Genomic DNA, 21,721 nt, shown 5'->3' on the forward strand with positions numbered 1-21,721 from the left:
CTCGTCCTTCCATCACACCGTGTTCCGTCCCATCCGGACGCCGAGCAGCACCCTGGCCACCACCAGCCCGGCGATCATGATCAGCGTCTGCAGGATCCCGACCACGGCGGCCTGCGCGGCCGAGCCCTGGTCGACGTAGTTCCACGCCAGCACGGACATCACGAGGGAGTCGGGGGAGTAGAGCATCACGGCGGTGTCCACCTCCCGCACCACGAAGATGAAGATCATCACGACCGCGGAGAAGATCGACGGCCGCAGGATCGGCGCGACGATCGTGGCGAGGACGCGCCGCCTGGACGCCCCGGAGATCTGCGCCGCCTCCTCCAGCGAGCCCTCGATCTGCGCGAGCCCGTTGCCGACGATCCGGGTCGCGTGGGTCAGGTAGTGCGCGACGTAGGCGAGCGCGAGCAGCGCCAGCGTCCCGTACAGCGCCGAGCGGATGTAGAGGATGATCACCCCGGTGCCGAGGACGATCCCGGGGATCGCGATCGGCGCGGCCGCGACATAGGTGGCCGGGCCGCCGCCGCGGACCTTCACCCGGTCGGTCAGGTACACCAGCGGCACCGCGATCACCACGCAGGCCACGACGACCGCCGTGGAGACCAGCACCGTGTTGACGAGGGCGTCCCTGATCTGGACGTCGTCGCCCACCTGCCGCCAGTTGTCCAGCGTGAAGCGCAGGTCGCCCAGGTTCGCGGTGAGGAACCGGGTCGTGGACATGACGACGAGCGCCGCGTACGGGATCGCCACGGTGACGGCCATGTAGACGAGGACGGCCGGCCAGATCAGCAGGCGGAGCCGTCCGAGGTCGAGCACGGTGTGGCTCGACTGCCGTCCGGTGACCGACACGAAGCGGCGGGTCTGCCGGATGCTCCGCCGGTACAGCCAGAGCCCGGCGAAGCTCAGCATGGTCAGCAGCGTCCCGATCGCGGCGGCCCGCGGCAGGTCCGGCGGGTAGCCGTAGGCCGCGCGGTACACCTCCACCGACAGCGGCCGGAACGACGACCTCGCGCCCAGGATCGCCGGGACGGAGAACATCCCCGCCGCCAGGATGCTGATGAACAGCACCGACGACAGCAGCGCCGGGCGCACCAGCGGGAACAGCACCCGGACGGCGGTCTGGAAAACGCCCCGGCCGCAGACGTACGACGCCGCCTCCAGGTTGCCGTCGGTGTTGCGCAGCGCCCCGGCGAGGAACAGGTACGCGTACGGGACGTAGTGCGTGACCAGCACGAAGACGATCCCCCAGAACGACAGCACGTTGAGCCGGAGGAAGTCGGGGACGTGCGCGGCGGCCAGCATCCGGTTGAGCACGCCCGAGTCGGGGGCCGCGAGCCAGACCCACGCCACCGTCGTGATGAACGGGGACAGGAACAGCGGCGCCATGATCAGCGCCTCGAACAGCCCGGCGAAACGGATCTTCGCCCGGACGGCCACCCAGGCGAGCGCGGCGCCCACGGCCGTGGAGACGACACCGATGCCGATCGCCATCGCGACCGTCTTGCCGAGCGTCTCCATCATCTCGGCGGACGCGAACACCTCGGAGACGGCGCGCGTCGACGTCCCGGCCCCGAGGTCGATCGGGTCCTTGAGGAACCCGCCCGCGACCATCAGGGCGAACGGGCCGATGATCAACGGGATCAGCGGGACCCAGACCAGCGCGGCCGGCAGCAGGTCGCGCGCCCGCCCGCGCGCCCGCCTGCGCGCCCGCCCGCGCGCTCCGTCGGCGTCGGTCACTTCTGGAAGATGCTTTTCCATTTTGCCTTGAAGTCTTCGAGTTGCTGTCCGCGCAGTTTCGGGTCGATGTCGCCGTACCAGAGGCCGTTCGGCGGCCGGTACCACTTGAATTCGGTGAACTTCCTTTCGTCCTGCCAGCCCTGGAGCAGCGAAATGCCGTTGGACACCGTGGAGATCGAGCGCTGGGCCTCGTCCGACGTCGCCCATTCCATGAAGAGACGGGCCGCGTAGGGGTGCGGGGAACGGTGCGCGATGGCCATGTAGAACTGTGACGCGTACGTCGGCTTCGGATACGCCCACTGGACGGGCGCGCCGTCGAGCACCTTGTCGGCGAAGAGCGATTCGGTGCCGAAGAAGGACGCGGAATAGGTGCCCTGGATCAGCGAGTCGGTGATCGAGCCGACGCCGACCACGAGCGCGGGACGCTGCTCCGCCAGCTTCTCCAGATACGGCCAGCCGAACCTGGCGTCGTGCACCGCCGGAAGCGCGAAGTTCAGCAGGGCCGTGCCCCCGGCGAGCGGGTTGTCGGCGACGATCTTCCCCTTGAGGCGCGGGTCGAGCAGAGCGTTGAACGGGTCGGACCGCAGTTTCGCCTGAAGGTCCGCCGGAACCGCCTTGGTGTTCCAGGCGACGGCACCGGCGGTGGCGTACACCGGATACGCGCGGTCCGGGATGACGTTTCCGGCGGGGAATCGGGCGGCGGTCGCCGGACGGTAGCGGTCGTACCAACCCTTCTTCACGGCGTCCTCGAAATCGGCGCGGCCGCTGTAGATGGTCAGGTCGGCTTTGACCCGCTTGGTCATCTCCTCCTGCCCGAGCCGCTGGTACACCTGATTGCTGGCGGCCCGGTACACCTGGACTTTGACGCCGTACTTCTCCTCGAACGGCTTGACCCATTTCAGCATGACGTCCTGGCGGGGCGCGGTGTAGAGGAGCAGCCTGCCCTCCTCTTTCGCCTTTCTGGCCAGGGCGTCCATTCCGCCGAGCTCGGAGACGTTCGTGCCGAGGTCGGTTCCGGTGGCGGCCCCGCTTCCGCAGCCCGCGACAACGACGAGCCCGAGGGCGGCGATCAGGAGGCCTAGGGGGCGCGTCCGCCGCGTCATTTCAAGTGTTTTCGCCATGGGGGCATCCGGAGAACGAGAGGGGCGAGTTCAGTAGTATGCACAATACACTCGGTCGTCTATAGACTATGGAGTCGAGTGTCGCTCGTTGTCAACCGCCGATCGGCTCGTTCAGCGGGCTATGTCACCGGGATACGGCGAGGCGGTAGGTCGTGTCGGCGCCGAGGAGAGTGCGGTGCGTGCCCTCGGCGGTGATGACGCCGCCGTCCAGGACGAGGACCCGGTCGGCGGCGTCCAGGAGCGGCGGGCTGCTGGTGATCACGATGGTGGTGCGGCCCCGGCGCAGCCCGGCGACGTTGCGCGCGATCAGCTGCTCGGTGACGGCGTCAACGGCGGTCGTCGGGTCGTGCAGGACGAGGACGTCGGCGTCGGCGGCCAGGGCGCGGGCCAGCGACAGCCGCTGCCGCTGCCCGCCGGACAGGTTCGCGCCCCGGTCGCGAACGGCATGGTCGAGCCCGTCGCGGTGGAGGGCGACGACGTCGGTCAGCATGGACGCCTCGACCGCCTCGGCGACGCTCCGTCCGGTGCCCGCCGGGTCGATGTTCGTGCGGAGGGTGCCCGCGAAGATCTCCCCGTCGTACGGGTTCACCAGCACGTGCTCGCGGAGCGCCTCGATCGACAGGTCGGCGATGTCCCGTCCGCCGACACGGACCGCGCCCTCGTACGCGCCGGGCGGGACGGTGGCCGCCAGGATCGAGGCGAGGTCGGCACCCGCGCGCGGCTGGTAGGCGGCGACCGCCACGAACTCGCCGGGCGACACCGTGAACCGCAGCTTGTCCAGGGAGCCGTACCGGACGCCGTCGACGTCGAGGCCGCCGCCCGGTTCCGGACGTCCGCGCCCCGGAACCGTCACCGGCGGCGCGGCCAGGACCAGCGCCATCCGCTCCGCCGACGCGCGCGCGACCATCACGTACGTCGGCATCTGCGAGAACAGCTTCAGCGGCTCGATGATGAACTGCGCCAGGCCCACGGCCATGACCAGCTGTCCGATGCTGATCTGGCCCTGGAACGCGAGCCGTCCAGCCATGAGCGTCACGGCGGCGGCGAGGAGCGCGTTCAGCGCGAGCGCGGCGCCCGCGTACGCGCCGTTCGCCCGCGCGACGACGAACGCCTGGTGCTTGGCCTCCGCGCTGACCGTCCGATAGGACCCGAACGCCGCGTGGTTGCCGCCGAAGCCGCGCAGCGGCCGCAGCCCGGTGATCAGGTCGGCGACCTTCGCGCCCGCCCGCGCCACCCGGGCCTGCTGCTCCCGGGTCCCGGCGCCGATCCGCCTGGACAGCACGCTCAGGATCGCCAGGATCGCGATCGTCCCCACGATCACCAGCAGGCCGAGCTGGACGCTCGCCAGGCCCAGCGCGACCGCCGCCACCAGCACCGCGACCAGCGAGCTGAGCAGCAGCGGCACCACCTCGATGATGTCGGCGGTCTGGTCGGCGTCCTCGGTGGCGATCGTCAGCACCTCGCCTGACTTGAGGTCGACGTCCCTGGCCACCGGCTGGAGCCCGCAGGACGCGACCTCCACCCGCCAGCGGTGCGCCTCCGTCGTGTTGGCCTTCTGCAGGATCCGCATCCCGAACCGCCACGAGAACGACACCGTCGTGATGATGACGGCGAGCGCGGCGATCGACAGGCCGAGCGCGCCGAGGCTCCGGTCCCGCATCGTGTGCTCGACGATCAGGCCCAGCGCGATGGGGAAGGCCGTCTCGCCCGCCTGGTACAGGCCCATGAGGACGGTGCCCCGCGTCATCGCGCCGACATTGCGGCGCAGCGCGGAACGGAGGATCGCGGAGCCCGTGCGGGACCGCATTGGGTTGGTGGGTGTCATCGACGTGGACGCTGCCTAACTGCCTTCTCGCCAGGCCCGCCACAGGCGCGCGTACCGGCCGCCCAGGGCCACCAATTCCTCGTGGGTTCCCTGTTCGACAACGCGTCCTGCGTCCAGGACGGCTATACGGTCGGCGGCCATCGCCTGGGTCAGCCGGTGCGCGACGAACAATGTGGTGCGGCCCCGGCATGCGGCCAGCACGGCCCGTTCCAGCTCGGCGGCGCCCTGGCTGCCCGCTTCGGCGGTCGACTCGTCCAGCACCACGACCGGGGAGCGGCCCAGCACCAGGCGGGCCAGGGCGATCTGGGCGATCTTGGTGACGTCGAGGCGCTCGCCGCCCTCGCCGACCCGGGTGTCCAGGCCGCCGGGCAGCGCGCCGACCCATTCGGCGGCGCCTGCCGTGCGCAGCGCCTTCGTCAGCTCGGCATCGGTCGCGTCCGGGGCGGAGAGCCGCAGGTCGTCGGCGAGCGGGCCGGAGAACACGTGCGTCTCCTGCGTCAGGATGCTCACCAGCGACCTGGCCTCGGCCTCGTCGAGCCGGGCGAGATCCGTCGAGCCGATGCGGACCGAGCCCTTCTGCGGCGTCCCGATGCCCGCGATCAGCGCGGCCAGGGTCGACTTGCCCGCGCCCGTCGCCCCCACCAGCGCGAGCGAGCCGCCCGCCGGGATCGTCAGGTCGACGTCCCGGAGCACGGGCTCCTCGGCGCCTGGATAGCTGAACGTCAGCCCGTCCACCGTCACCGGACACGCGGTGGCGGTCGGCGGCGGGACGTCCGGGTCGCCGACCAGGCGGCCCTCTGCGGCCTGGCCGACAAGGCGGTCCTCCGCGGCTTCGCCCAGCACCCCGACCAGCCGCGTCAGGCTCGCGCCCGACTTCTGCGCCTCGTCGAACGTGAACATGATGGAGCCCAGCGGGTTGAACAGCCGGTGGAACAGCAGCGGGGCCGCCGACACCTCGCCCAGGGTGGCGGCGTCCGCCTCCAGCAGCGCGTACCCCACCACGACGATCAGGACGAGCCCGATGAACTCCGCGCGGTTCTCCCTGCCGACGAACCGGCCGAAGAACCGGAACACCTCGATGCCGAGGTCGCGCACGCGCCACGACTCGGCGGTGACCTTCGCGCGGAACGCGTCCTCAAGCCGGTACGCCCGGACGGTGCCGATCCCGTCCAGGCCGCTGATCAGCGCCTGCGCCCGGTCCGCCTGCGCCGCCCGCTGCCGCCGGTAGAGCGGGGCGGACCGGGGGAGGTACCAGCGCAGCGCCAGCGCGTACGCGGGCAGCGCGCCCGCGCCCGCGAGGCCGAGCCGCCAGTCCAGGCCGAACATCCCGGCGGTGGCGATGACGACCAGCACGCCCGCCGAGAACACCGTGGGGATCGCCGTCCGGATGCCCTTCGACACCACGGCCACGTCGTCGCCGACCCTGGACAGCACGTCCCCCCGGCCGACCTGCTCGATGCGCGCGCTCGGCATTCCCAGGACCGCGCGGACGGCGCCTTCGCGGAGGCGTGCGAGCAGGTCCGCGCCGAGCCGTCCGATCAGGTACGTCGACGCCGCGGTGGCCGCCGCGCCGAGCAGCGCGGCGGCCACCATCAGCGCCCCGATCGTGACCAGGACCGACTGCGGCTCGCCGCCGATCACCCCGTCGGCGACCCGGCCGAGCAGCAGCACAGGCAGCACCTGGAGCGCCGCCCCGGCCACCGTGGTGAGGACGGTCGCGGACGTCAGCCACGGCACGTCACGGAGGTGCGCCGCGACCCATCGGGCTGCCTCGCGTCCGGACGCCGTGTGCAGGGACGCCGCCGTCGCCGGTGCGGCGCGCGTGTCGGTGGCGGCCACTCCTAGGCGGCTGTTGCTGCCGCTTTGACCAGCTCGTCGATCGCGTACGGCAGGGAGAGCAGCGTGCCCTGCGACATGGCCGCGCCGATCGCCGGGCCCTCGCTGTCCAGCAGGTAGGACACCTTCCCGCCCTTGACCGCGGAGAGGTTCGCGAACAGCTCGAACTTCTTCAGCGCGTCCTGGTCGGCCTTGTCGTTTATCACGAAGATGCGGTCGACGTCGATGAGGTCCATGCGCTCGGGGGACAGGACCGTGAAGAACTTGCCGCCCGCGATCTTGTCGACCTCCGTGGCGCCCTTGAAGCCGATGCCGGAGAGCAGCCGTCCGCGCACGTCGGTGGTGGTGAACGGTGCGATCGAGTCCTTGTACCAGGACACGGCGACGGCGGTCTGGCCCGCGAACGCGGGGTGCGCCTTGCGGGCGGCGTCGAGCTTGGCCTGGATGCCCTGCACGAGCTGCTTGCCCTCGGCCTCCTTGCCGAGCGCCTTGGCGATGTGCACCGCGTTGTCCTGCCACGGCGCGCTGAACGGCTCCTTCTCCGCCTTGGTGCGGCCGACGGTCGGGGCGATCTTGGAGAGCTTGTCGTAGGCGGCCTGGTCGATCTCGGAGTAGACCGCGATGATCAGGTCGGGCCGCAGCGCGGCGATCTTCTCGAAGTTCGGGCCGGTGTCGCCGTTGTTCATGACGACGTCGGGCTTCGCGCCGCCCCATTTGTCCTTCACCCAGGGCCACTGGGTGTTGATGTCGGGGGACGTGCCCGCCGGGTTCGGGTACTGGTCGACCATGCCGACCGGTTTGGTGCCGAGCGCGAGGATGGCCTGGTCGTCGGTGTAGCCGACGGAGACGACCCGCTTCGGGGCCTCGGTGATCTTCGTGGATCCGAACGCGTGCTCCACGGTGACCGGGAAGACGCCGCCCGCCGCGGCCGGCTGGCCGTCGCCGCCCGGGTCGTCCGAGTCGGAGCCGCAGCCCGCGAGGAGCGCGACGCCGAGGGTCACGGCGGACAGGAGCGCGGCCAGCCGCCGCCGGGATCTCGGACGAGTCGAACGGGAGGAGGGCATGCGAAAAATCCCTTGCTTTCAAGCGGGACGCCGCCTGGATCGTTCCAGGGCAAACGCACCCTAACATGCGGAAATAAGGACAGCCTAACCTAAAGTGGATCTTCGTCCCCGGCGGGGTCCGGTCGCGGATCGGCGTGGCCTGGACGGACGTGGGTGCGCCCGATCGGCACGATCAGCGGACGGTCGCCCACCGGGTCGTCGATCACCTCCGCGCGCAGCCCGAACGCCTCGTCCAGCAGCCCGGCGGTGATCACGTCCCGGGGATGACCCTGCGCCAGGATCGACCCCGCCCGCATCACGATCAGGTTGTCGCTGTAGCGCGTCGCCAGGTTGAGGTCGTGCAGGACCATCACGACGGTGCGGCCCGACTCGTGCAGGTCGTCCACCAGGTCGAGGACGTCGATCGCGTGCGCCAGGTCCAGGTAGGTGGTGGGCTCGTCCAGCAGCAGCAGGTCGGTGCCCTGCGCCAGCGTCATCGAGATCCAGACGCGCTGGCGCTGGCCGCCGGACAGCGCGTCCACCGGACGGTCGGCCAGGTCGGACACCCCGGTCATGGCCAGCGCGCGTTCCACGACGGCGGCGTCGTCCGACGACCACTGCCGCAGCCAGCTCTGGTGCGGATGGCGGCCCCGCGCGACCAGGTCGGCCACCGTCAGCCCCTCCGGCGCGACCGGCGCCTGCGGGAGGAGGCCGAGCTTCTTCGCGACGTCCCTGGTCCTGAGCTTGACGATGTCCTCGCCGTCCAGGACGACCGTGCCCCTGGACGGCTTCAGCAGCCGCGACAGCGTCCGCAGCAGGGTCGTCTTCCCGCAGCCGTTGGGGCCGATGATCGTGGTGATCACCCCGGCCGGGATCGCGACGTCGAGGCCGTCGATGACCGTCCGTCCGCCGTACCCGACCGTGACGTCCCGCGCCGCCAGCGGCGCGCCAGCTGTGCCGTGTCCGGCGGCCACAGGATCTCCTTTGCTCGGCATCGCCTACCCCCGGGCCGACCGTCGGAGGTTCGCCCGCACCAGCAGGTAGACGAGGAAGGGGCCGCCGATCACGGCCGTGACCACGCCGACCGGCAGCGTGACCCGCAGCGCCGTGCGCGCCACCAGGTCGGCGCCGATCAGCAGCAGCGCGCCCACCAGCCCGGACGCCACCAGCGGCGGCGTCGGGACGCGCGCCAGCCGCATCGCCACCTGCGGCGCCACCAGCGCGACGAACGGGACCGGGCCCGCGGCGCTCACCGCCACACCGGCGAGCAGCACGGCGCACAGCAGCATGACCGCCCGCACCATCGAGTAGCGGACGCCCAGGCCCGCCGCGACGTCGTCGCCGAGGTGCAGCGGCCTGAACTGGAACGCGGCCACCGCGACGACGACCAGGAGGACGACCGCGCACCAGATCGCCACGCGGACGTCGTCCCAGGAGCGTCCGTCCAGCGAGCCGATCAGCCAGGCCTGGGCGCGGGCCACGTCCCTGATGTCGGCCGTGACCAGCAGCCAGTTCGTGATCGCCTCCATCAGGGCGGTCATCGAGATGCCGATGAGGATGAGCCGGAAGCCGTCGACCCCGCGCCGCCACGCCAGGAAGTACACGAGCAGCCCGGTGCCGAGAGCGCCCGCGAGCGCCGCCGCTGACAGGCCCACGGAGTCGGCGATCACCGCGGACGCTCCGCCCGGCACCGTCACCAGGAACACCGCGACCGCGCTGGCGCCGCCGGTGATCCCGAGGACGTCCGGGCTGGCCAGCGGGTTGCGCGCGATCGACTGCGTGATCGCCCCCGACACGCCGAGCGCGATCCCGACGAGGAGCCCGGCGAGGGCGCGCGGCATCCGCAGGTCCATGATCACGAACTCGTCGACGCGCTCGCCGCGGCCGAGGATCGTGGCGATCACCCGGGGCAGCGCGATCGGGAAGTCGCCGACGCCGATGGACAGGCAGAACACCAGGAACGTCGCCGCCGCCAGCACCAGCGCGACGAGGACGGGCCACGGCCGCCACACGAACGACACCCCGCCGAGCCGTACGCCCGGCGTCACGGGGCTTCGCTTCACGTCCGTCCCGTTCATGCGGTCCTGAGCTTCCCGTCTGCGTTCCCGAGCTTCCCGTTCATGCGGTCCTGAACTTTCCGCGCCAGACCAGGGCCGCGAAGAACGGGGCGCCGAGGAGGGCGACGACGATGCCCGCGTCCAGCTCGCCCGGCCGGACGACGACGCGTCCCACGATGTCGCAGACCAGCAGGACGACGGCGCCGAGCAGCCCCGCGTACGGGACCAGCCAGCGGTAGTCGGGCCCGGTCAGATACCGGGCGACATGGGCCACCATCAGCCCGAGGAACGCGATCGGGCCGCACGCCGCGGTCGCCGCGCCCGCCAGCAGGGTGATGGCGACGATGCCGGCCGTCCGGGTGAGGGCGATGTTCACGCCCAGGCCGCGCGCGATGTCGTCGCCCAGGTTGAGCAGGTTGACGGCGGGCAGCGTGATCGCCGTCAGCACCAGCCCGGCCGCGATGAACACCGACACCGGCCAGATGACGTCGAATTTCACCCCGGCGACCGAGCCCGCGTTCCAGAACCGCAGCGCGTTCAGCGACGCCTTGTCCGACAGGGCGACCGCCGTGGTCATCGCCGCCAGGAACACCGCGATCCCCTGCCCGGCCAGCGCGAGCGTCAGCGGGTTCCCGGCCCCGCGCCCGACGCTCGCCAGCCCGAACACGACGACGCCCGCGACGGCCGCCCCGAGGAAGGCGAACCAGACGTACTGGAACGGATTCGCGAGCCCGAACAGCGACACCGCCGACACGACGGCGAACGAGGCCCCCGCGTTCACCCCCAGCAGCCCCGTGTCGGCGATCGGGTTCCGCGTGCACCCCTGGACCAGCGCCCCGCCGATCCCCAGGGCGACGCCCGCGACGATCGCGAGCACCGTCCGGGGCGCCCGGACGGTCCGCACGATGAGCCTGATCTCGGTGAGCCGCTGGTCGGGGTCCGGCGCCGCGAACAGCCCGTGCCAGACCTCGCGGAGGCTCAGCGCCCGCGCGCCGACGACCATCGACAGCACCCCCGCCACCAGGAGGACGGCCACGAGCACGCCCAGTCCCACGACCCGCCGCCTGCGGGCCGCCACGACATGGGACACGGGCCGCTGCTCCGTGAGCGTGCTCATCCACGTCCGCCGAATCCGGCCAGCACTACATTTTCCTCCGAAACGGCGGCAAATAAGGCGAGCCTAACCTCATTCGGACGGACCGCCGCGCGCCACCCCCGATCTTCGGGACGCCGCTCGCCGCGCGCACCACCGCTCCACCGCCGGTTCTGCGGTCGGCGGAACGCCTAGGGCCCGGCGCCATCGCCGACTTACGATGTGCGCATGGCCGAGATCACCCGCCCGCTCATGACCGCCGACGAGACGCCGCACGAGCCGGCGCCGCGCCAGGCGACCGCGACGCAGGAGCCGCCGGCCCCGACCCGGCCCGCGGATCCGACGCGGACGCGCCCGCCGACGGAGGAGACGCGCCCGCCGACGGCGCCGGGGCAGGCGGCGGAGCCGCTGTGGCGCGACGCGCTCGGCCATTGCCTGCGGCGGCTGCGCCTCGAACGCGGCGAGACGCTGGTCGAGACGTCCCGCCGCGCCGGGGTCTCGCCGCAGTACCTCTCCGAGATGGAGCGCGGCGTCAAGGAGCCGTCGAGCGAGATGATCGCCGCGGTCGCCGGCGCCCTGGACACGACGCTCGGCGACCTGACGCTCGCGGTCGCGACGACCCTCCTGGCCCCGCCCGCCCGGACGGCGCCCGCGGGCGTGACCTGCCAGGCCGCCTACGCCCTGGCCGCCTGAGCGGGTTCGCTCACGCGGGCATCGGCTGGCGTTCATCGATCACGTGGTCGATGAGGCCGTAGTCCAGCGCCGTCCGCGCCGTGAACACGCGGTCGCGGTCGGTGTCGGTGCGGAGCGTCGCGGTGTCCTGCCCGGTGTGCCGGGAGAGGATTTGCTCGATGTCGGCGCGGACGCGGACGACCTCGTCCGCCTGGAGGATCAGGTCCGGGATCGCGCCGCGGCCCTGTCCGAGCGGCTGGTGCAGGACGACGCGCGTGTGCGGCAGCGCGGCCCGTTTCCCGGGAGTGCCCGCGGCCAGGAGGACGGCCCCCACCGCGACGGCCTGCCCCACGCAGGTCGTCGCGATCTGCGGACGGATGTAGCGCAGCGTGTCGTACACGGCCAGCATCGCGCTGGGGTCCCCGCCCTCGCAGTTGATGTACAGCTGGATCTCGCCGTCCGGGTTGTCGGCTTCCAGGTAGAGCAGCTGGGCGACCAGGGCGTTCGCGACGCCCGCGTCGATGGCCGTGCCGAGATAGATGATCCGCTCGGTGAGCAGGTGCGAGTAGACGTCCATGATCCGCTCGCCGCGGGGGTGCTGCGCGATGACGTTCGGGATCGTGTAGGTGCTCATCGGACGGCTCCTTCCGAGGGGACGCCGAGCCCGACCCGGCGGCGGCTCGCCGGGACGACCTCGTCGAGATCGCTGACGATCGCGTCGATGAAGCCGTAGTCGAGCGCTTCGCGCGCCGTGTACCAGCGGTCGTGCAGCGAGTCCTCGAAGACCCGCTCCAGGGGCTGGCCGGTGTCGTCGGCGATGAGTCCGAGCACCGTGTCGCGGGTGTGGCGCAGGTCGTTGGCCTGCAGCTCGATGTCGACGGCGGCGCCCCCGATCCCGGCGGAGCCCTGGTGCATCAGCACGCGGGCGTGCGGCATCGCGCGGCGCTTGCCGCGGGTCCCGGACGACAGCAGGAACTGCCCGGCGCTGTAGGCGATGCCGAGCACCACCGTGGACACGTCGCACGGGATGAGCCGCATGACGTCGCGGATCGCGAGCATCGACGGCACCGACCCGCCGGGCGAATGGATCCACAGCGCGATGTCGGTCGACGAATCCTCCCGCGCCAGGGTGATCAGCTGCGTGGCGAGCAGCGTGCCGTTGTCGTCGTCGAGCACGCCGTCGAGGACGAGGACGCGCTGCTGGTAGAGCTCGCTACGCGTCCGTTCGTTGAACAACGGGATTTTCTGTTCCTCGCTCATGCCTTCACAATGCGCGGACGCGCGCACCGGTCACAGCCGGATCTGCCCACGGCGGATCCGCTCACAGCAGCAAGAAGTGACATGTGCGCTTATCAGTAAATGGGCGTCCGGAGACCCGGCGGTTCGGTATGGGTGAGTCTGGGCCTGCTTGGGCGAATCTTCGGCGGGCGTGGCCTGCCGGAGCGGTCGCGCCGGGGCGCCGCGAATAAGTAGTTAGTCTTGGAAACGACCTTGTCGGGCGCGGCGGCGGGCTGTAAGAATTCTGCGGGGCCGCGCGATTCCGGCGGCTCGCTGATCTTGTCATGGGGAGGATGACTCGATGTCCTACGATTACGCGAACGCCGTGACCGCCGTGATCGACGACTCCGTCGCCGCGCAGGCGTCCGAGATCGATCGTGCTGGAACGTTCCCCAAGGCCGGCGTGGACGCGCTGGCGAAGGCCGGTCTGCTGGGGCTGCTCAGCGCGCCCGAGGTCGGCGGCAGGGGAGCGGGGCTCCGGGCGGCCGCGCACGTGATCGAGCGGCTGGGATCCACCTGCGGCTCGACGGCGATGGTGCTGCTCATGCACTACGCGGCGACCGCGATCATCGAGGTCCACGGGAGCGAGGACGTGCGCCGGGCGATCGCCCGCGACGAGCACCTCAGCACGCTCGCGTTCTCCGAGGCGGGGTCGCGCAGCCACTTCTGGGCCCCGATGAGCACCGCCTCCGCCGATGGCAGCGGCGGCAATGGCAACGGCGATGGGCAGGTGCGGCTGGACGCCCGCAAGAGCTGGGTCACGTCGTCCGGCGACGCGGACAGTTACGTCTGGTCGAGCCGTCCGCTCCAGGGCGACGGTCCGATGACGCTGTGGCTGGTGCCGAGCGGCGCGCCTGGGCTCACGGTCGCGGGCCCGTTCGACGGGCTCGGCCTGCGCGGCAACGGGTCCAATCCCGTCGCGGGCGAGTCCGTGCCGGTCGCCAGGGACGCCATGCTCGGCGCCGACGGTGCCGGACTGGATATCGCGCTCCAGACCGCGCTCCCGCATTTCCTCGTGCTCAACGCCGCGTTCTCGCTCGGCCTCATGGAGACCCTGGTCGCCAAGGCCGCCGCCCATCTCGTCGGCGCCCGGCTCGACCATCTCGACCAGACGCTGGCCGAGCAGCCGATGCACCGCGCCGCCTTCGCGAGCCTCCGCACCCGGACCGACGGGGTCAGGGCCTTCCTCGACGACACCCTGACCGCGCTCGAAACGGGCAGGGAGGACGCGACGCTGCGCGTCCTCCAGGTGAAGGCCGTGGCCGGGGAGGCGGCGCCGGAGGTCGCGGACGGCGTCATGCGGCTGTGCGGCGGCTCGGCGTTCCGGAAGGAGTTCGGGGTGGAGCGTTCCTTCAGGGACGCCCTCGCCGCGCGCGTCATGGCGCCGACGACCGAGGCGCTCCAGGACTTCGTCGGACGGGCCGCTCTCGGCCTGCCGCTGCTCTGAGGAGGATGCGATGACGTTCGTCCTGGGCTCCGTCGCCTACGACCCCAAGGTCGTCACCATCTGGGCCGGGTTCCGCTCCTGGCTGACCGACCACGACTTCGATTTCGACTTCGTCCTGTACTCCAACTACGAACGCCAGGTGGAGGACCTGGTCGAGGGCCGCATCGACGCCGCCTGGAACTCGCCGCTCGCGTGGATCCGCGCGCGCCGTCTCGCGGCCGCCCGGAACCGGGAGGTCACGCCGCTGCTGATGCGCGACACCGACCGTGACCTGACGTCGATCGTCGTCGTCCGCGCCGACTTGCCGTACCAGGACGTCGCCGACCTCAAGGGCGAGACCGTCGGCGTGGGCGCGGTTGACTCCCCGCAGGGCACGCTGATCCCGCGCTCGTTCCTGCGGGCGTCCGGCCTGCGTCCGGGCGAGGACGTGACCGAGCGGCGGTTCGACGTCGGCGTCGGCCTGCACGGCGACCACATCGGCGGCGAGCGCGACGCCGCCCGCGCGCTGATGGCGGGCGAGGTCGCGGCGGCCTGCATGATCGACGCCAACCATCTGCTGTTCGGGCGGGAGGGCACGCTTCCGGCGGGCGCCACCCGGATCATCGCGCGGACGCCGCCGTACGACCACTGCAACCTCACCGTCGTCGACGGCGCGTCCCGCGCGGACGTGGCGAGGCTCGACGCGCTGCTCCGCTCGATGTCCTACGCGGACCCGCAGGTCAGGCCGCTGTTCGACCTGGAGGGGCTGACCGCCTGGGAGCCGGGCCGGACGAGCGGTTACGCGTCGCTGGAACGCGCCGTCGACGAGGCGGCCTTCTACGGCCCGGACGGCGCGCTGACCGCCGCCGACTACCGCCCATGAAGCCATGACCGCCAGGGTTCGGTCATGAGCGCGGGACGGGACGTGCCTTTCGTCGACCTGGGGGAGCTCGGGTTCGAGCGGGGTGCGCATCTGCTCGTCCAGCGCGCCCTGCGCGGTCTGGCCCCGGGCGCGGAGCTGGCGGTGAGCGGCCGCAATCCGGCGATCATCGTCCATCTGGAGGCGTGGTGCCGGCCCCTGGGGCACCGCGTGCGGCTGCCGGACGACCGCGACGACCGCGACGGCAGCAGCGAGGGTGGTTCGGTGCGGGCGTACGTCGTCCGCGGCCGGGCGGACCTCGACCGCTGGTCGGACGCGGAACGGGCCGGCGACCCCAGGCCCGGCGGAGTCGACCGCAGGCCCGCGCCGCACTGGGGGCTGGCGGCCCGCGGCGCGCTGGTGGAGCCGGGCGGGCCGCGGCTCGGCTTCGACCTCGCCGACCGCGATCTCGTCTGGGCCGATATCGCGCCCGCGCTCTACGCCAATGCCGCCTCCGCGCAATGGGATCCGGAAAAGGCCGTCGACTGGGGCGCCGATTTCGAGGTGCCGTCCGATATCGAGCGGGCCGTCGTCCAGATCATGACCTTTCTGGTCGAGAACGAGCAGGCCGCGCTGGTCGTCCCGGCGCGGTTGCTGAGCCGGATCCATCCGCATTTCCGCGAGGTTCTGCAACTGCTCGCCGTCCAGGCGGCGGACGAGGCCCGGCACGTCGAGGTGTTCACGCGGCGGGCGCTGCTGAAAGGCGGCGCGATGGGCACGTCGTCGGTGAGCGGACGGGAATCGCTGGCCACCCTGGTCGCCGAGCCGGACTTCTCGCTCGCCTCGTTCCTGCTCTCGGTGCTGGGCGAGGGCAGCTTCCTCAACCTGCTGACCTTCCTTGACCGGCACGCGCCCGATCCGGTGACGCGCCAGGTGACGCGGCTGGCGCGGCAGGACGAGGCGCGGCACGTCGCGTTCGGGGTGGCGCACCTTCAGCACCAGTCGGCGGTCGACCCGTCCCTGCGGTCCCGGCTGCGGACCGCGATAGAACGCCGCCATGACGCGCTCGTCGAATCCGCCGGGCTGAACCAGGACGTGTACGACTCACTGATCACGCTGGCCGCCGGAGAATGGACGCCCGAAGCAATCGGACGCGGTTACGAAGAAGTGCGGGAACTCCAGAAGGAAATGGACGAGGGACGCCAGCACCGCCTTATCCGGCTCGGCTTTCCGGCCGACGAGGCCGCCGATCTGTCGGCCCTCCACACGCGCAACTTCATGTGAGCCGGACGGCCGGGTCCGGGGAGGGGCCCGGCCGTCCGGGCGCGGACGCCGCCGGATCAGGCGGGCGGCATCAGGACGGTGTCGATGATGTAGACGGTCGCGTTCGCGGTCTTCACGTTCCCGCAGACCACCGAGGCGTTGCCGGTCCCGACCGTGAAGGACTGGCCCGACCCGGTGGTCTTGAGCGCGGCGCCCTGCAGGGTCGTGAAGTCGCCGGCGGCGAGCGCGTCCGGCGCGATCTTCTGGCCGACGACGTGGTAGGTGAGGATGCCGGTGAGCGCCTTCTTGTCGGCCAGCACCTTGGTGAGCGTCGCCTTCGGGATCTTCTTGAACGCGTCGTCGGTGGGCGCGAACACGGTGATGTCCTTGGACGAGTTCAGCGTGTCCACAAGACCGGCCTGCTTCACCGCCGCGACCAGCGTGGACAGGACCGGGTTGTTGGACGCGGCGGTCGCGACCGGGTCGGTCGTCATGCCGCTGAAGCTGCCCTCCCCGGTCGGGGGACGGCGGAGCAGCCCGGGCCGAACGGCGTGTCGGTCACGGGCGCGGCGGCGGCCGTGCTGGACGGCGCGGCCGAGCTCGGCGCCGCCTCGTCGGCCGCGCCGCCGTCGTCGCCGGAGCAGGCGGACAGCCCGGTGGTCAGTGCCGCGGCGGCCATCATGGCGGCGGCGATCCGTGTGCGGTTCATGTTCGGTCTCCTTGCTGTCGGGGTGAAACCGTCGGTCTTTGGGAAAGCGGTCGGCAGGCCGGTCGGGGTCGGGTCAGGTGGCGGTGACCACCACCGAATGGCGGCCGGTGGCCCCGTCCGGGGACGGGGGAGCGCGGCGCGCGGGCTGGGTGGCGCCGGTGCCGTCGGTGGCGCGGACGCGCAGCGTGTGGGCGCCGGGCGTGGCGTCCCACTCGGCGACCCATTGCCGCCAGGTGTCCGGGCCGGGGACGGGCGCGAGCCGCGCCTCCCGCCACGGGCCGTCGTCGACCTGCCATTCGACGGCGTCGACGCCGCGGTGCTGGGCCCATGCGGTGCCCGCGACGGCGACGCGTCCGGACTTGAGGCGGGCGAGCGGCCTCGGCACGTCGATGCGGGAGAACGTCTTGATCGGGGCTCGTTCGGCGTAGCCGCGTCTCGTCCAGTAGGCCTGGTCGGTGGCGAAGCGGGTGACCTTGAGGTCGACGACCCATTTGGTGGCGGACACGTAGCCGTACAGGCCGGGGACCACCATCCGCGCGGGGAAGCCGTGCGCGATCGGCAGCGGGTCGCCGTTCATGCCGATGGCGAGGAGGGCGTCGCGCCCGTCCAGGATCACGTCCAGCGGGGTGGACAGCGTCATGCCGTCGGACGAGCGGGACAGCACCTGGTCCGCGCCGCCGACGATCCCGGCCCTGCGCAGCAGCGGCGCGAGCGGCGCGCCCAGCCAGCGGGCGTTGCCCGCCAGGTCCCCGCCGACCTGGTTGGACACGCACGTCAGCGTGATGTCGCGCTCGATCAGCGCCTGCCGCAGCAGGTCGTCGAACGACAGCTCGACCGGGCGCGCCACCATTCCGTGGATGCGCAGCGTCCAGTCGCGCGGGCCGACCTGCGGCAGGACGAGCGCGGTGTCGACCCGGTAGAAATCGCGGCTCGTCGTCCGGAACGGCGTCGTCCCCGGTACCCGTACCTGCGCGCCCACCGGCACCGGACGCGCCGGGCTCGCCGGATCCGGCAGCCGCACCCCCGCCCGGACGGACGAGCCGTCGCCGCGGCGCAGCAGCATCCGCCCCACGCTGCCGCCGGCCGCGGCGACGCCCGCCACTCCGGCACCGGTCAGCAGCACTCGCCGCCGACCGATCCCCGTACCGGACGGCGAAGCCGGCGGAGCCGCCTCACCGCGAGCCGTCTCACCGCCGCCCGTCGTAGCGGCGAGTCGCGTGGCGCGGACGCCGCGCTCAAGCAGGATCAGCGCCGCCATCCCGGCGAGCGCACCGGCGACCGACGGGAGCACGTCGGCAGGACGGGCCGTCGGCCTGGTCAGCGCGGCGGCGGCGCCGACGAGCCCGAAAGCGGCCAGCCCGATCACACCCCGGATCAGGCGCTTCCGGCCCAGCAGCCCGACGCCCATCGCCGCCGCCGCGACCCCGGCGCCGAGCCCGGCCAGCAACACCGTCTTGTCGTTCTCGCCGAACCGGCGGATCGCGAAGTCCTTGAGCCACGCGGGCGTCAGGTCGATGAAGCCCGCGCCGACCGCGAGCAGCGGCGAGGCCGTGGCGCGTCCGAGCGCACCGGCCACCAACTCCGCCGTGCCCATCGCGGCCGCCGCGGCCAGCAGCCCTCGGAGCGCGGCGGTCACCCACCGCAGCGGCCCGGTCGCTCGTTCGCCTCTCACACCGGGCGTTCGGGGCCGGACGGCCGGCGGATGGGTCGAATTTTCACCGGTCTTCGGACCCATCCTTCCGGCCGCCGGCTCCGAATCAGGAACGTGGAGACGAAGGATCAGGCGAGCGGCTCTCCCCGGTGGCCGCACGGCGACGCGCCGCCGCCCGACCTGGCCGAGCTTCTCGGCCGGGTCGCGCGCGGCGACCAGGACGCGTTCGCGCAGGTCTACGAGCATCTGTCGGGCCCGGTGTACGGGGTGGCGCTGCGGGTCGTCCGCGACCCGGCCCAGGCCGAGGAGGTCGCACAGGACGTGCTGGTCGAGCTGTGGCGCAAGGCGTCGCACTACCGGCCGGAGCGCGGCACCGCGATGGCGTGGGCGCTGACCGTCGCGCACCGCCGCGCCGTCGACCGGGTCCGTTCCAGCCAGGCCGACCGGGACCGCGAGGAGCGCACGCCCGCGCCCGCCCCCGACTACGACGACGTCGCCGAGCAGGTCGGCACCCGGCTGGAGCACCAGCAGGTGCGCCGCTGCATGCGCGGCCTGACCGAGACGCAACGCGAATCGATCACGCTGGCCTACTACGGCGGCTACACCTACCGCGAGGTCTCCGAGCTGCTCGGCGTCGGCCTGCCCGCCGTCAAGACCCGGATGCGCGACGGGCTCATCCGGCTGCGCGACTGCCTGGGAGTGCGGCCATGACCCGCGATCCGCACGACCTCGCCGCCCCCTACGCGCTGGACGCCCTCACCGGCGTCGAGCAGCGCCGCTTCGAGCGTCACCTGTCCGGCTGCGCCGGCTGCGCGGACGAGGTCGCCGGGCTCCGCGAGACCACGACCCGGCTGGCGCTGGCCGCCGCCCGCCGCCCGCCGGACGCGCTGCGCGGACGCGTCCTCGCCGAGATCGCCCGGACGCGGCAGTCGCCCCCGCCGCTCGGCCGCCGCCTGCCGCCTTCCCGCCGGGGGCCGGGCGGGCCGACCGGGTTGGCGTGGCTCGCCGCGGCGGCCTGTCTCGTGCTGGCGCTGACCGGCGGCGGTCTCGCGGCCCATTTCCACCGCCAAGCCGACCGCGCGCAGGCCCTCAACCGGCAGGTCACCGTGGTGATGGCCGCGCCGGACGCCCGCACGTCCACCGTCCGCGTCCAGGACACCGCCACCCTCACGGTCGTGTCGTCCCGGACGCTGAACCGGGCGGTCGTCACGACGTCGCGGCTGTGGCCCCTGCCCCCGGACAAGACCTACCAGCTGTGGTGGCTCGGCCCGGCCGCACCGCGCTCCGCCGGGACGCTGGACGCGTCGAGCACGTCCCGCCCGGTCGTCGCGGAGGGGCTCGGTAACGCCCGGAGCCTCGGCGTCACCGTGGAGCGGTCCGGCGGTTCCCACCAGCCGACCAATGCTCCGATTCTCACCCTCGACCTGACCTGAGCTCAGTTTGACCGACCATTATGGTGACCGAACATAAGCGGTGAGTGGGGTTTTGTGCGGGGGCGGTGCTGAACTGCGGAATCGTCGGTCAGGTATAGCAGGCTGTACTGGCGATTGGGTAGCCTCCGGGGATTCGGGTGGCCGATGAGTTTCGCGAGTCTTGTCGCTATGAGTCGACATGGGATCGCGGTGACGCACGAGGTTGGGGCGGAGGCGAGGGCGGGGCGGCGCGTGCAGAACGCATCGACGCGCCATTTGCTGAGAGCAGGTGCGGTGTTCGGTGCGCTTCTCGTCGCCGCCGCTGTCGTCGGTCCGCCGCCGAGCGTGCGGGCCGATGCGGGGGCTGATGTGCCGTGCCGCGACAATGACGGTTTCTGGTGCCTGTACGGAAAGCCGAACCTGGAGGACGGCGGCGGGCTGATCGGCACCAACAACGGCGACACCGACCTGAAGATGGACGGGGACTGGTGGTTCTTCAACGACGGAACCCGTTCGGTGAGCAATAGAAGCGGCAGCTTCCTCGGCTTGTACGACGACATTGATTTCAAGGGGTTAATGGCGTGCCTGCCGCCCCATTCGTCGATGAGCATGATTGGTCCGGGTGTCAGTTCCCTGCGCGTCCATCCCACCAGCGGTGCGGCGTGCGTCAGGTCCGGGAGCGCCGGACGGCCGAAACCTAAGAAGTCCGACCCCGCCACGGCCCCGACGCCGGAGAAGACGGCGACCCCGACGGAACAGCCCAAGAAGACCGAGGAGCCCGACCCGTCACCGAGCCTCGCCCTCCCGCCCGTGGACGCCGTGAAGCCGAAACTCCCGAGCGCGCCGCCGGTCAACGCGTCCGCGACCAAGTCCGCCGGTGATGAGTCCGGCGGCGTCGCGTGGGGCGCCGTGGCCGCGATCGGCGGTGTGGTCGCCACGCTCCTGGCGCTGGGGATCGGCGGGTGGATCGTCGGCCGCCGGCGGCGCCCCGCCGTCCCGGTGCCCCGCACCGCCACCGACGCGGGCGCGGCCGGACGCGTCCACACCGCGCTGCTGCTCCTGGCGATCGACTGTGACCAGGAGAAGCGGGACGTGCCGAAGGTGCGCGCGGTGACGATCGACGCCGCCGAGGTGACGCTGCACCTGGCCGCCGCCGACGGGAACGCCCCGCAGCCGTGGCGGGTCGCGCCGGGCGGGCTGCGCTGGCACCTGTCCGTCACCGACATCGACGAGCTGACCGAGGACGTCGACCCCGCCGCCCCCTACCCGCTGCTCGCCGCCGTTCGGCCCGGCATGTGGGTGAACCTCGCCGCGCTTCCGGGGCCGATCGCGCTGACGGGCAACCGGAAGGCCGCGCGCAAGGCCGCCGTCGAGATGGCGCGGCGGCTGCGGGAGGACCCGTGGCACTGGTCCGTCCGGGTGCGGATGGTGGGCTTCCCGCTGGAGGCGACGATCGAACCCGAGGCCGGGACCGAGCGCGGGCGCGTGGTGTTCATCAACGACGGCATGGAAGTGCCCGACAAGACCCCGCCCGGATCCGCGGTCGTCGCGGTCGGGCGCACGAACGGCGCCGGGACGATCTGGCGGGTGCGGTTCGGCGGATCGATCGTCCCGCCCACCGACCTACTGGCCAAGGGCCCCTCCGCGCCTTCCGGCACCGGCTCCGGCTCCGATGATTCTTCCGCCGCTTCCGCGGCTTCCGCAGGTTCCGATGTGCCCGCGGCCGGAGGGGAGTGACG

At 72.3% G+C, this 21,721-nt stretch carries 20 protein-coding genes; 7 read left to right on the forward strand and 13 right to left on the reverse strand.

Going from position 1 to position 21,721, the window contains the following annotated elements; all coding sequences use genetic code 11:
• Positions 1 to 12 precede the first annotated feature (12 nt).
• The 8 genes from ACH34T_RS32870 to ACH34T_RS32905 form a co-directional block, all read right to left on the reverse strand.
• On the reverse strand, positions 13 to 1,737 hold the full coding sequence (locus ACH34T_RS32870; protein WP_396024834.1) for an ABC transporter permease: 1,725 nt from the start codon (positions 1,735 to 1,737) through the stop codon (positions 13 to 15).
• Positions 1,734 to 2,858: an ABC transporter substrate-binding protein gene (locus tag ACH34T_RS32875; RefSeq protein WP_396024835.1), complete on the reverse strand. Its 1,125-nt coding sequence runs from the start codon at positions 2,856 to 2,858 to the stop codon at positions 1,734 to 1,736. The genes ACH34T_RS32870 and ACH34T_RS32875 overlap by 4 nt, the downstream gene beginning before the upstream one ends.
• A gap of 124 nt (positions 2,859 to 2,982) precedes the next feature.
• Positions 2,983 to 4,683 carry an ABC transporter transmembrane domain-containing protein gene (locus tag ACH34T_RS32880; RefSeq protein WP_396024836.1) on the reverse strand — a complete coding sequence of 567 codons (1,701 nt, stop codon included), beginning with the start codon at positions 4,681 to 4,683 and terminating at the stop codon, positions 2,983 to 2,985.
• Between the two features lie 15 nt (positions 4,684 to 4,698).
• Positions 4,699 to 6,522, reverse strand: coding sequence for an ABC transporter ATP-binding protein (locus ACH34T_RS32885; RefSeq protein ID WP_396024837.1), 1,824 nt, complete (start codon positions 6,520 to 6,522; stop codon positions 4,699 to 4,701).
• Positions 6,523 to 6,524: 2 nt separating this feature from the next.
• On the reverse strand, positions 6,525 to 7,583 hold the full coding sequence (locus ACH34T_RS32890) for an iron-siderophore ABC transporter substrate-binding protein (protein ID WP_396024838.1): 1,059 nt from the start codon (positions 7,581 to 7,583) through the stop codon (positions 6,525 to 6,527).
• An 89-nt stretch (positions 7,584 to 7,672) separates the two neighbouring features.
• Entirely contained in the window at positions 7,673 to 8,557 is an 885-nt protein-coding gene (locus ACH34T_RS32895; RefSeq protein ID WP_396024839.1) for an ABC transporter ATP-binding protein, read from the reverse strand.
• A gap of 3 nt (positions 8,558 to 8,560) precedes the next feature.
• Positions 8,561 to 9,640, reverse strand: coding sequence for a FecCD family ABC transporter permease (locus tag ACH34T_RS32900; RefSeq protein WP_396024840.1), 1,080 nt, complete (start codon positions 9,638 to 9,640; stop codon positions 8,561 to 8,563).
• 40 nt (positions 9,641 to 9,680) lie between these two features.
• Positions 9,681 to 10,736, reverse strand: coding sequence for a FecCD family ABC transporter permease (locus ACH34T_RS32905; RefSeq protein ID WP_396024841.1), 1,056 nt, complete (start codon positions 10,734 to 10,736; stop codon positions 9,681 to 9,683).
• Positions 10,737 to 10,940: 204 nt separating this feature from the next.
• Here ACH34T_RS32905 and ACH34T_RS32910 point away from each other — a divergent pair, with 204 nt between their 5' ends.
• Complete coding sequence (locus ACH34T_RS32910; protein ID WP_396024842.1) at positions 10,941 to 11,405, forward strand: helix-turn-helix domain-containing protein; 465 nt, start codon at positions 10,941 to 10,943, stop codon at positions 11,403 to 11,405.
• 10 nt (positions 11,406 to 11,415) lie between these two features.
• On the opposite strand, the gene ACH34T_RS32915 is transcribed toward ACH34T_RS32910, so the two are convergent.
• Together ACH34T_RS32915 and ACH34T_RS32920 are read right to left on the reverse strand one after the other, a co-directional pair.
• Positions 11,416 to 12,018 carry a ClpP family protease gene (locus ACH34T_RS32915; protein WP_396024843.1) on the reverse strand — a complete coding sequence of 201 codons (603 nt, stop codon included), beginning with the start codon at positions 12,016 to 12,018 and terminating at the stop codon, positions 11,416 to 11,418.
• Positions 12,015 to 12,644, reverse strand: a complete 630-nt coding sequence (locus ACH34T_RS32920) for a ClpP family protease (protein ID WP_396024844.1) — start codon at positions 12,642 to 12,644, stop codon at positions 12,015 to 12,017. Before ACH34T_RS32920 ends, ACH34T_RS32915 begins: the two co-directional genes overlap by 4 nt.
• Positions 12,645 to 12,963: 319 nt before the next feature.
• Here ACH34T_RS32920 and ACH34T_RS32925 point away from each other — a divergent pair, with 319 nt between their 5' ends.
• The 3 genes from ACH34T_RS32925 to ACH34T_RS32935 are packed head-to-tail and all read left to right on the forward strand — an operon-like array spanning position 12,964 to position 16,231.
• Positions 12,964 to 14,109, forward strand: coding sequence for an acyl-CoA dehydrogenase family protein (locus tag ACH34T_RS32925; RefSeq protein WP_396024845.1), 1,146 nt, complete (start codon positions 12,964 to 12,966; stop codon positions 14,107 to 14,109).
• A gap of 10 nt (positions 14,110 to 14,119) precedes the next feature.
• Complete coding sequence (locus ACH34T_RS32930) at positions 14,120 to 14,971, forward strand: phosphate/phosphite/phosphonate ABC transporter substrate-binding protein (protein WP_396024846.1); 852 nt, start codon at positions 14,120 to 14,122, stop codon at positions 14,969 to 14,971.
• 24 nt (positions 14,972 to 14,995) lie between these two features.
• On the forward strand, positions 14,996 to 16,231 hold the full coding sequence (locus ACH34T_RS32935) for a hypothetical protein (RefSeq protein WP_396024847.1): 1,236 nt from the start codon (positions 14,996 to 14,998) through the stop codon (positions 16,229 to 16,231).
• Between the two features lie 56 nt (positions 16,232 to 16,287).
• On the opposite strand, the gene ACH34T_RS32940 is transcribed toward ACH34T_RS32935, so the two are convergent.
• The 3 genes from ACH34T_RS32940 to ACH34T_RS32950 all read right to left on the reverse strand — a co-directional run bounded on the left by ACH34T_RS32940 (position 16,288) and on the right by ACH34T_RS32950 (position 18,591).
• Positions 16,288 to 16,704, reverse strand: a complete 417-nt coding sequence (locus ACH34T_RS32940) for a fasciclin domain-containing protein (RefSeq protein ID WP_396024848.1) — start codon at positions 16,702 to 16,704, stop codon at positions 16,288 to 16,290.
• On the reverse strand, positions 16,701 to 16,919 hold the full coding sequence (locus ACH34T_RS32945; RefSeq protein WP_396024849.1) for a hypothetical protein: 219 nt from the start codon (positions 16,917 to 16,919) through the stop codon (positions 16,701 to 16,703). Before ACH34T_RS32945 ends, ACH34T_RS32940 begins: the two co-directional genes overlap by 4 nt.
• 73 nt (positions 16,920 to 16,992) lie before the next feature.
• Positions 16,993 to 18,591, reverse strand: coding sequence for a molybdopterin-dependent oxidoreductase (locus ACH34T_RS32950; RefSeq protein WP_396024850.1), 1,599 nt, complete (start codon positions 18,589 to 18,591; stop codon positions 16,993 to 16,995).
• A 93-nt stretch (positions 18,592 to 18,684) separates the two neighbouring features.
• Between ACH34T_RS32950 and ACH34T_RS32955 the strand changes: the two genes are divergently transcribed.
• The 3 genes from ACH34T_RS32955 to ACH34T_RS32965 all read left to right on the forward strand — a co-directional run bounded on the left by ACH34T_RS32955 (position 18,685) and on the right by ACH34T_RS32965 (position 21,719).
• Positions 18,685 to 19,281, forward strand: coding sequence for a sigma-70 family RNA polymerase sigma factor (locus tag ACH34T_RS32955; RefSeq protein ID WP_396024851.1), 597 nt, complete (start codon positions 18,685 to 18,687; stop codon positions 19,279 to 19,281).
• Positions 19,278 to 20,003: an anti-sigma factor domain-containing protein gene (locus ACH34T_RS32960; RefSeq protein ID WP_396024852.1), complete on the forward strand. Its 726-nt coding sequence runs from the start codon at positions 19,278 to 19,280 to the stop codon at positions 20,001 to 20,003. Before ACH34T_RS32955 ends, ACH34T_RS32960 begins: the two co-directional genes overlap by 4 nt.
• Before the next feature lie 273 nt (positions 20,004 to 20,276).
• Positions 20,277 to 21,719 carry a peptidase inhibitor family I36 protein gene (locus ACH34T_RS32965; protein WP_396024853.1) on the forward strand — a complete coding sequence of 481 codons (1,443 nt, stop codon included), beginning with the start codon at positions 20,277 to 20,279 and terminating at the stop codon, positions 21,717 to 21,719.
• The last annotated feature ends 2 nt before the right edge of the window (positions 21,720 to 21,721 follow it).

The sequence above is a fragment of the Actinomadura sp. 9N215 genome (assembly GCF_044326345.1).
Taxonomy (GTDB): domain Bacteria; phylum Actinomycetota; class Actinomycetes; order Streptosporangiales; family Streptosporangiaceae; genus Spirillospora.

What these genes read in the sequence shown, in the direction of transcription:
- ACH34T_RS32875 (WP_396024835.1), bottom strand. Translation starts at nt 2,858, where the DNA reads ATGGCGAAAACACTTGAAATGACGCGGCGGACGCGCCCCCTAGGCCTC.
- ACH34T_RS32880 (WP_396024836.1), bottom strand. Translation starts at nt 4,683, where the DNA reads ATGACACCCACCAACCCAATGCGGTCCCGCACGGGCTCCGCGATCCTC.
- ACH34T_RS32890 (WP_396024838.1), bottom strand. Translation starts at nt 7,583, where the DNA reads ATGCCCTCCTCCCGTTCGACTCGTCCGAGATCCCGGCGGCGGCTGGCC.
- ACH34T_RS32895 (WP_396024839.1), bottom strand. Translation starts at nt 8,557, where the DNA reads ATGCCGAGCAAAGGAGATCCTGTGGCCGCCGGACACGGCACAGCTGGC.
- ACH34T_RS32900 (WP_396024840.1), bottom strand. Translation starts at nt 9,640, where the DNA reads ATGAACGGGACGGACGTGAAGCGAAGCCCCGTGACGCCGGGCGTACGG.
- ACH34T_RS32905 (WP_396024841.1), bottom strand. Translation starts at nt 10,736, where the DNA reads ATGAGCACGCTCACGGAGCAGCGGCCCGTGTCCCATGTCGTGGCGGCC.
- ACH34T_RS32910 (WP_396024842.1), top strand. Translation starts at nt 10,941, where the DNA reads ATGGCCGAGATCACCCGCCCGCTCATGACCGCCGACGAGACGCCGCAC.
- ACH34T_RS32915 (WP_396024843.1), bottom strand. Translation starts at nt 12,018, where the DNA reads ATGAGCACCTACACGATCCCGAACGTCATCGCGCAGCACCCCCGCGGC.
- ACH34T_RS32920 (WP_396024844.1), bottom strand. Translation starts at nt 12,644, where the DNA reads ATGAGCGAGGAACAGAAAATCCCGTTGTTCAACGAACGGACGCGTAGC.
- ACH34T_RS32925 (WP_396024845.1), top strand. Translation starts at nt 12,964, where the DNA reads ATGTCCTACGATTACGCGAACGCCGTGACCGCCGTGATCGACGACTCC.
- ACH34T_RS32930 (WP_396024846.1), top strand. Translation starts at nt 14,120, where the DNA reads ATGACGTTCGTCCTGGGCTCCGTCGCCTACGACCCCAAGGTCGTCACC.
- ACH34T_RS32935 (WP_396024847.1), top strand. Translation starts at nt 14,996, where the DNA reads ATGAGCGCGGGACGGGACGTGCCTTTCGTCGACCTGGGGGAGCTCGGG.
- ACH34T_RS32940 (WP_396024848.1), bottom strand. Translation starts at nt 16,704, where the DNA reads ATGACGACCGACCCGGTCGCGACCGCCGCGTCCAACAACCCGGTCCTG.
- ACH34T_RS32945 (WP_396024849.1), bottom strand. Translation starts at nt 16,919, where the DNA reads ATGAACCGCACACGGATCGCCGCCGCCATGATGGCCGCCGCGGCACTG.
- ACH34T_RS32960 (WP_396024852.1), top strand. Translation starts at nt 19,278, where the DNA reads ATGACCCGCGATCCGCACGACCTCGCCGCCCCCTACGCGCTGGACGCC.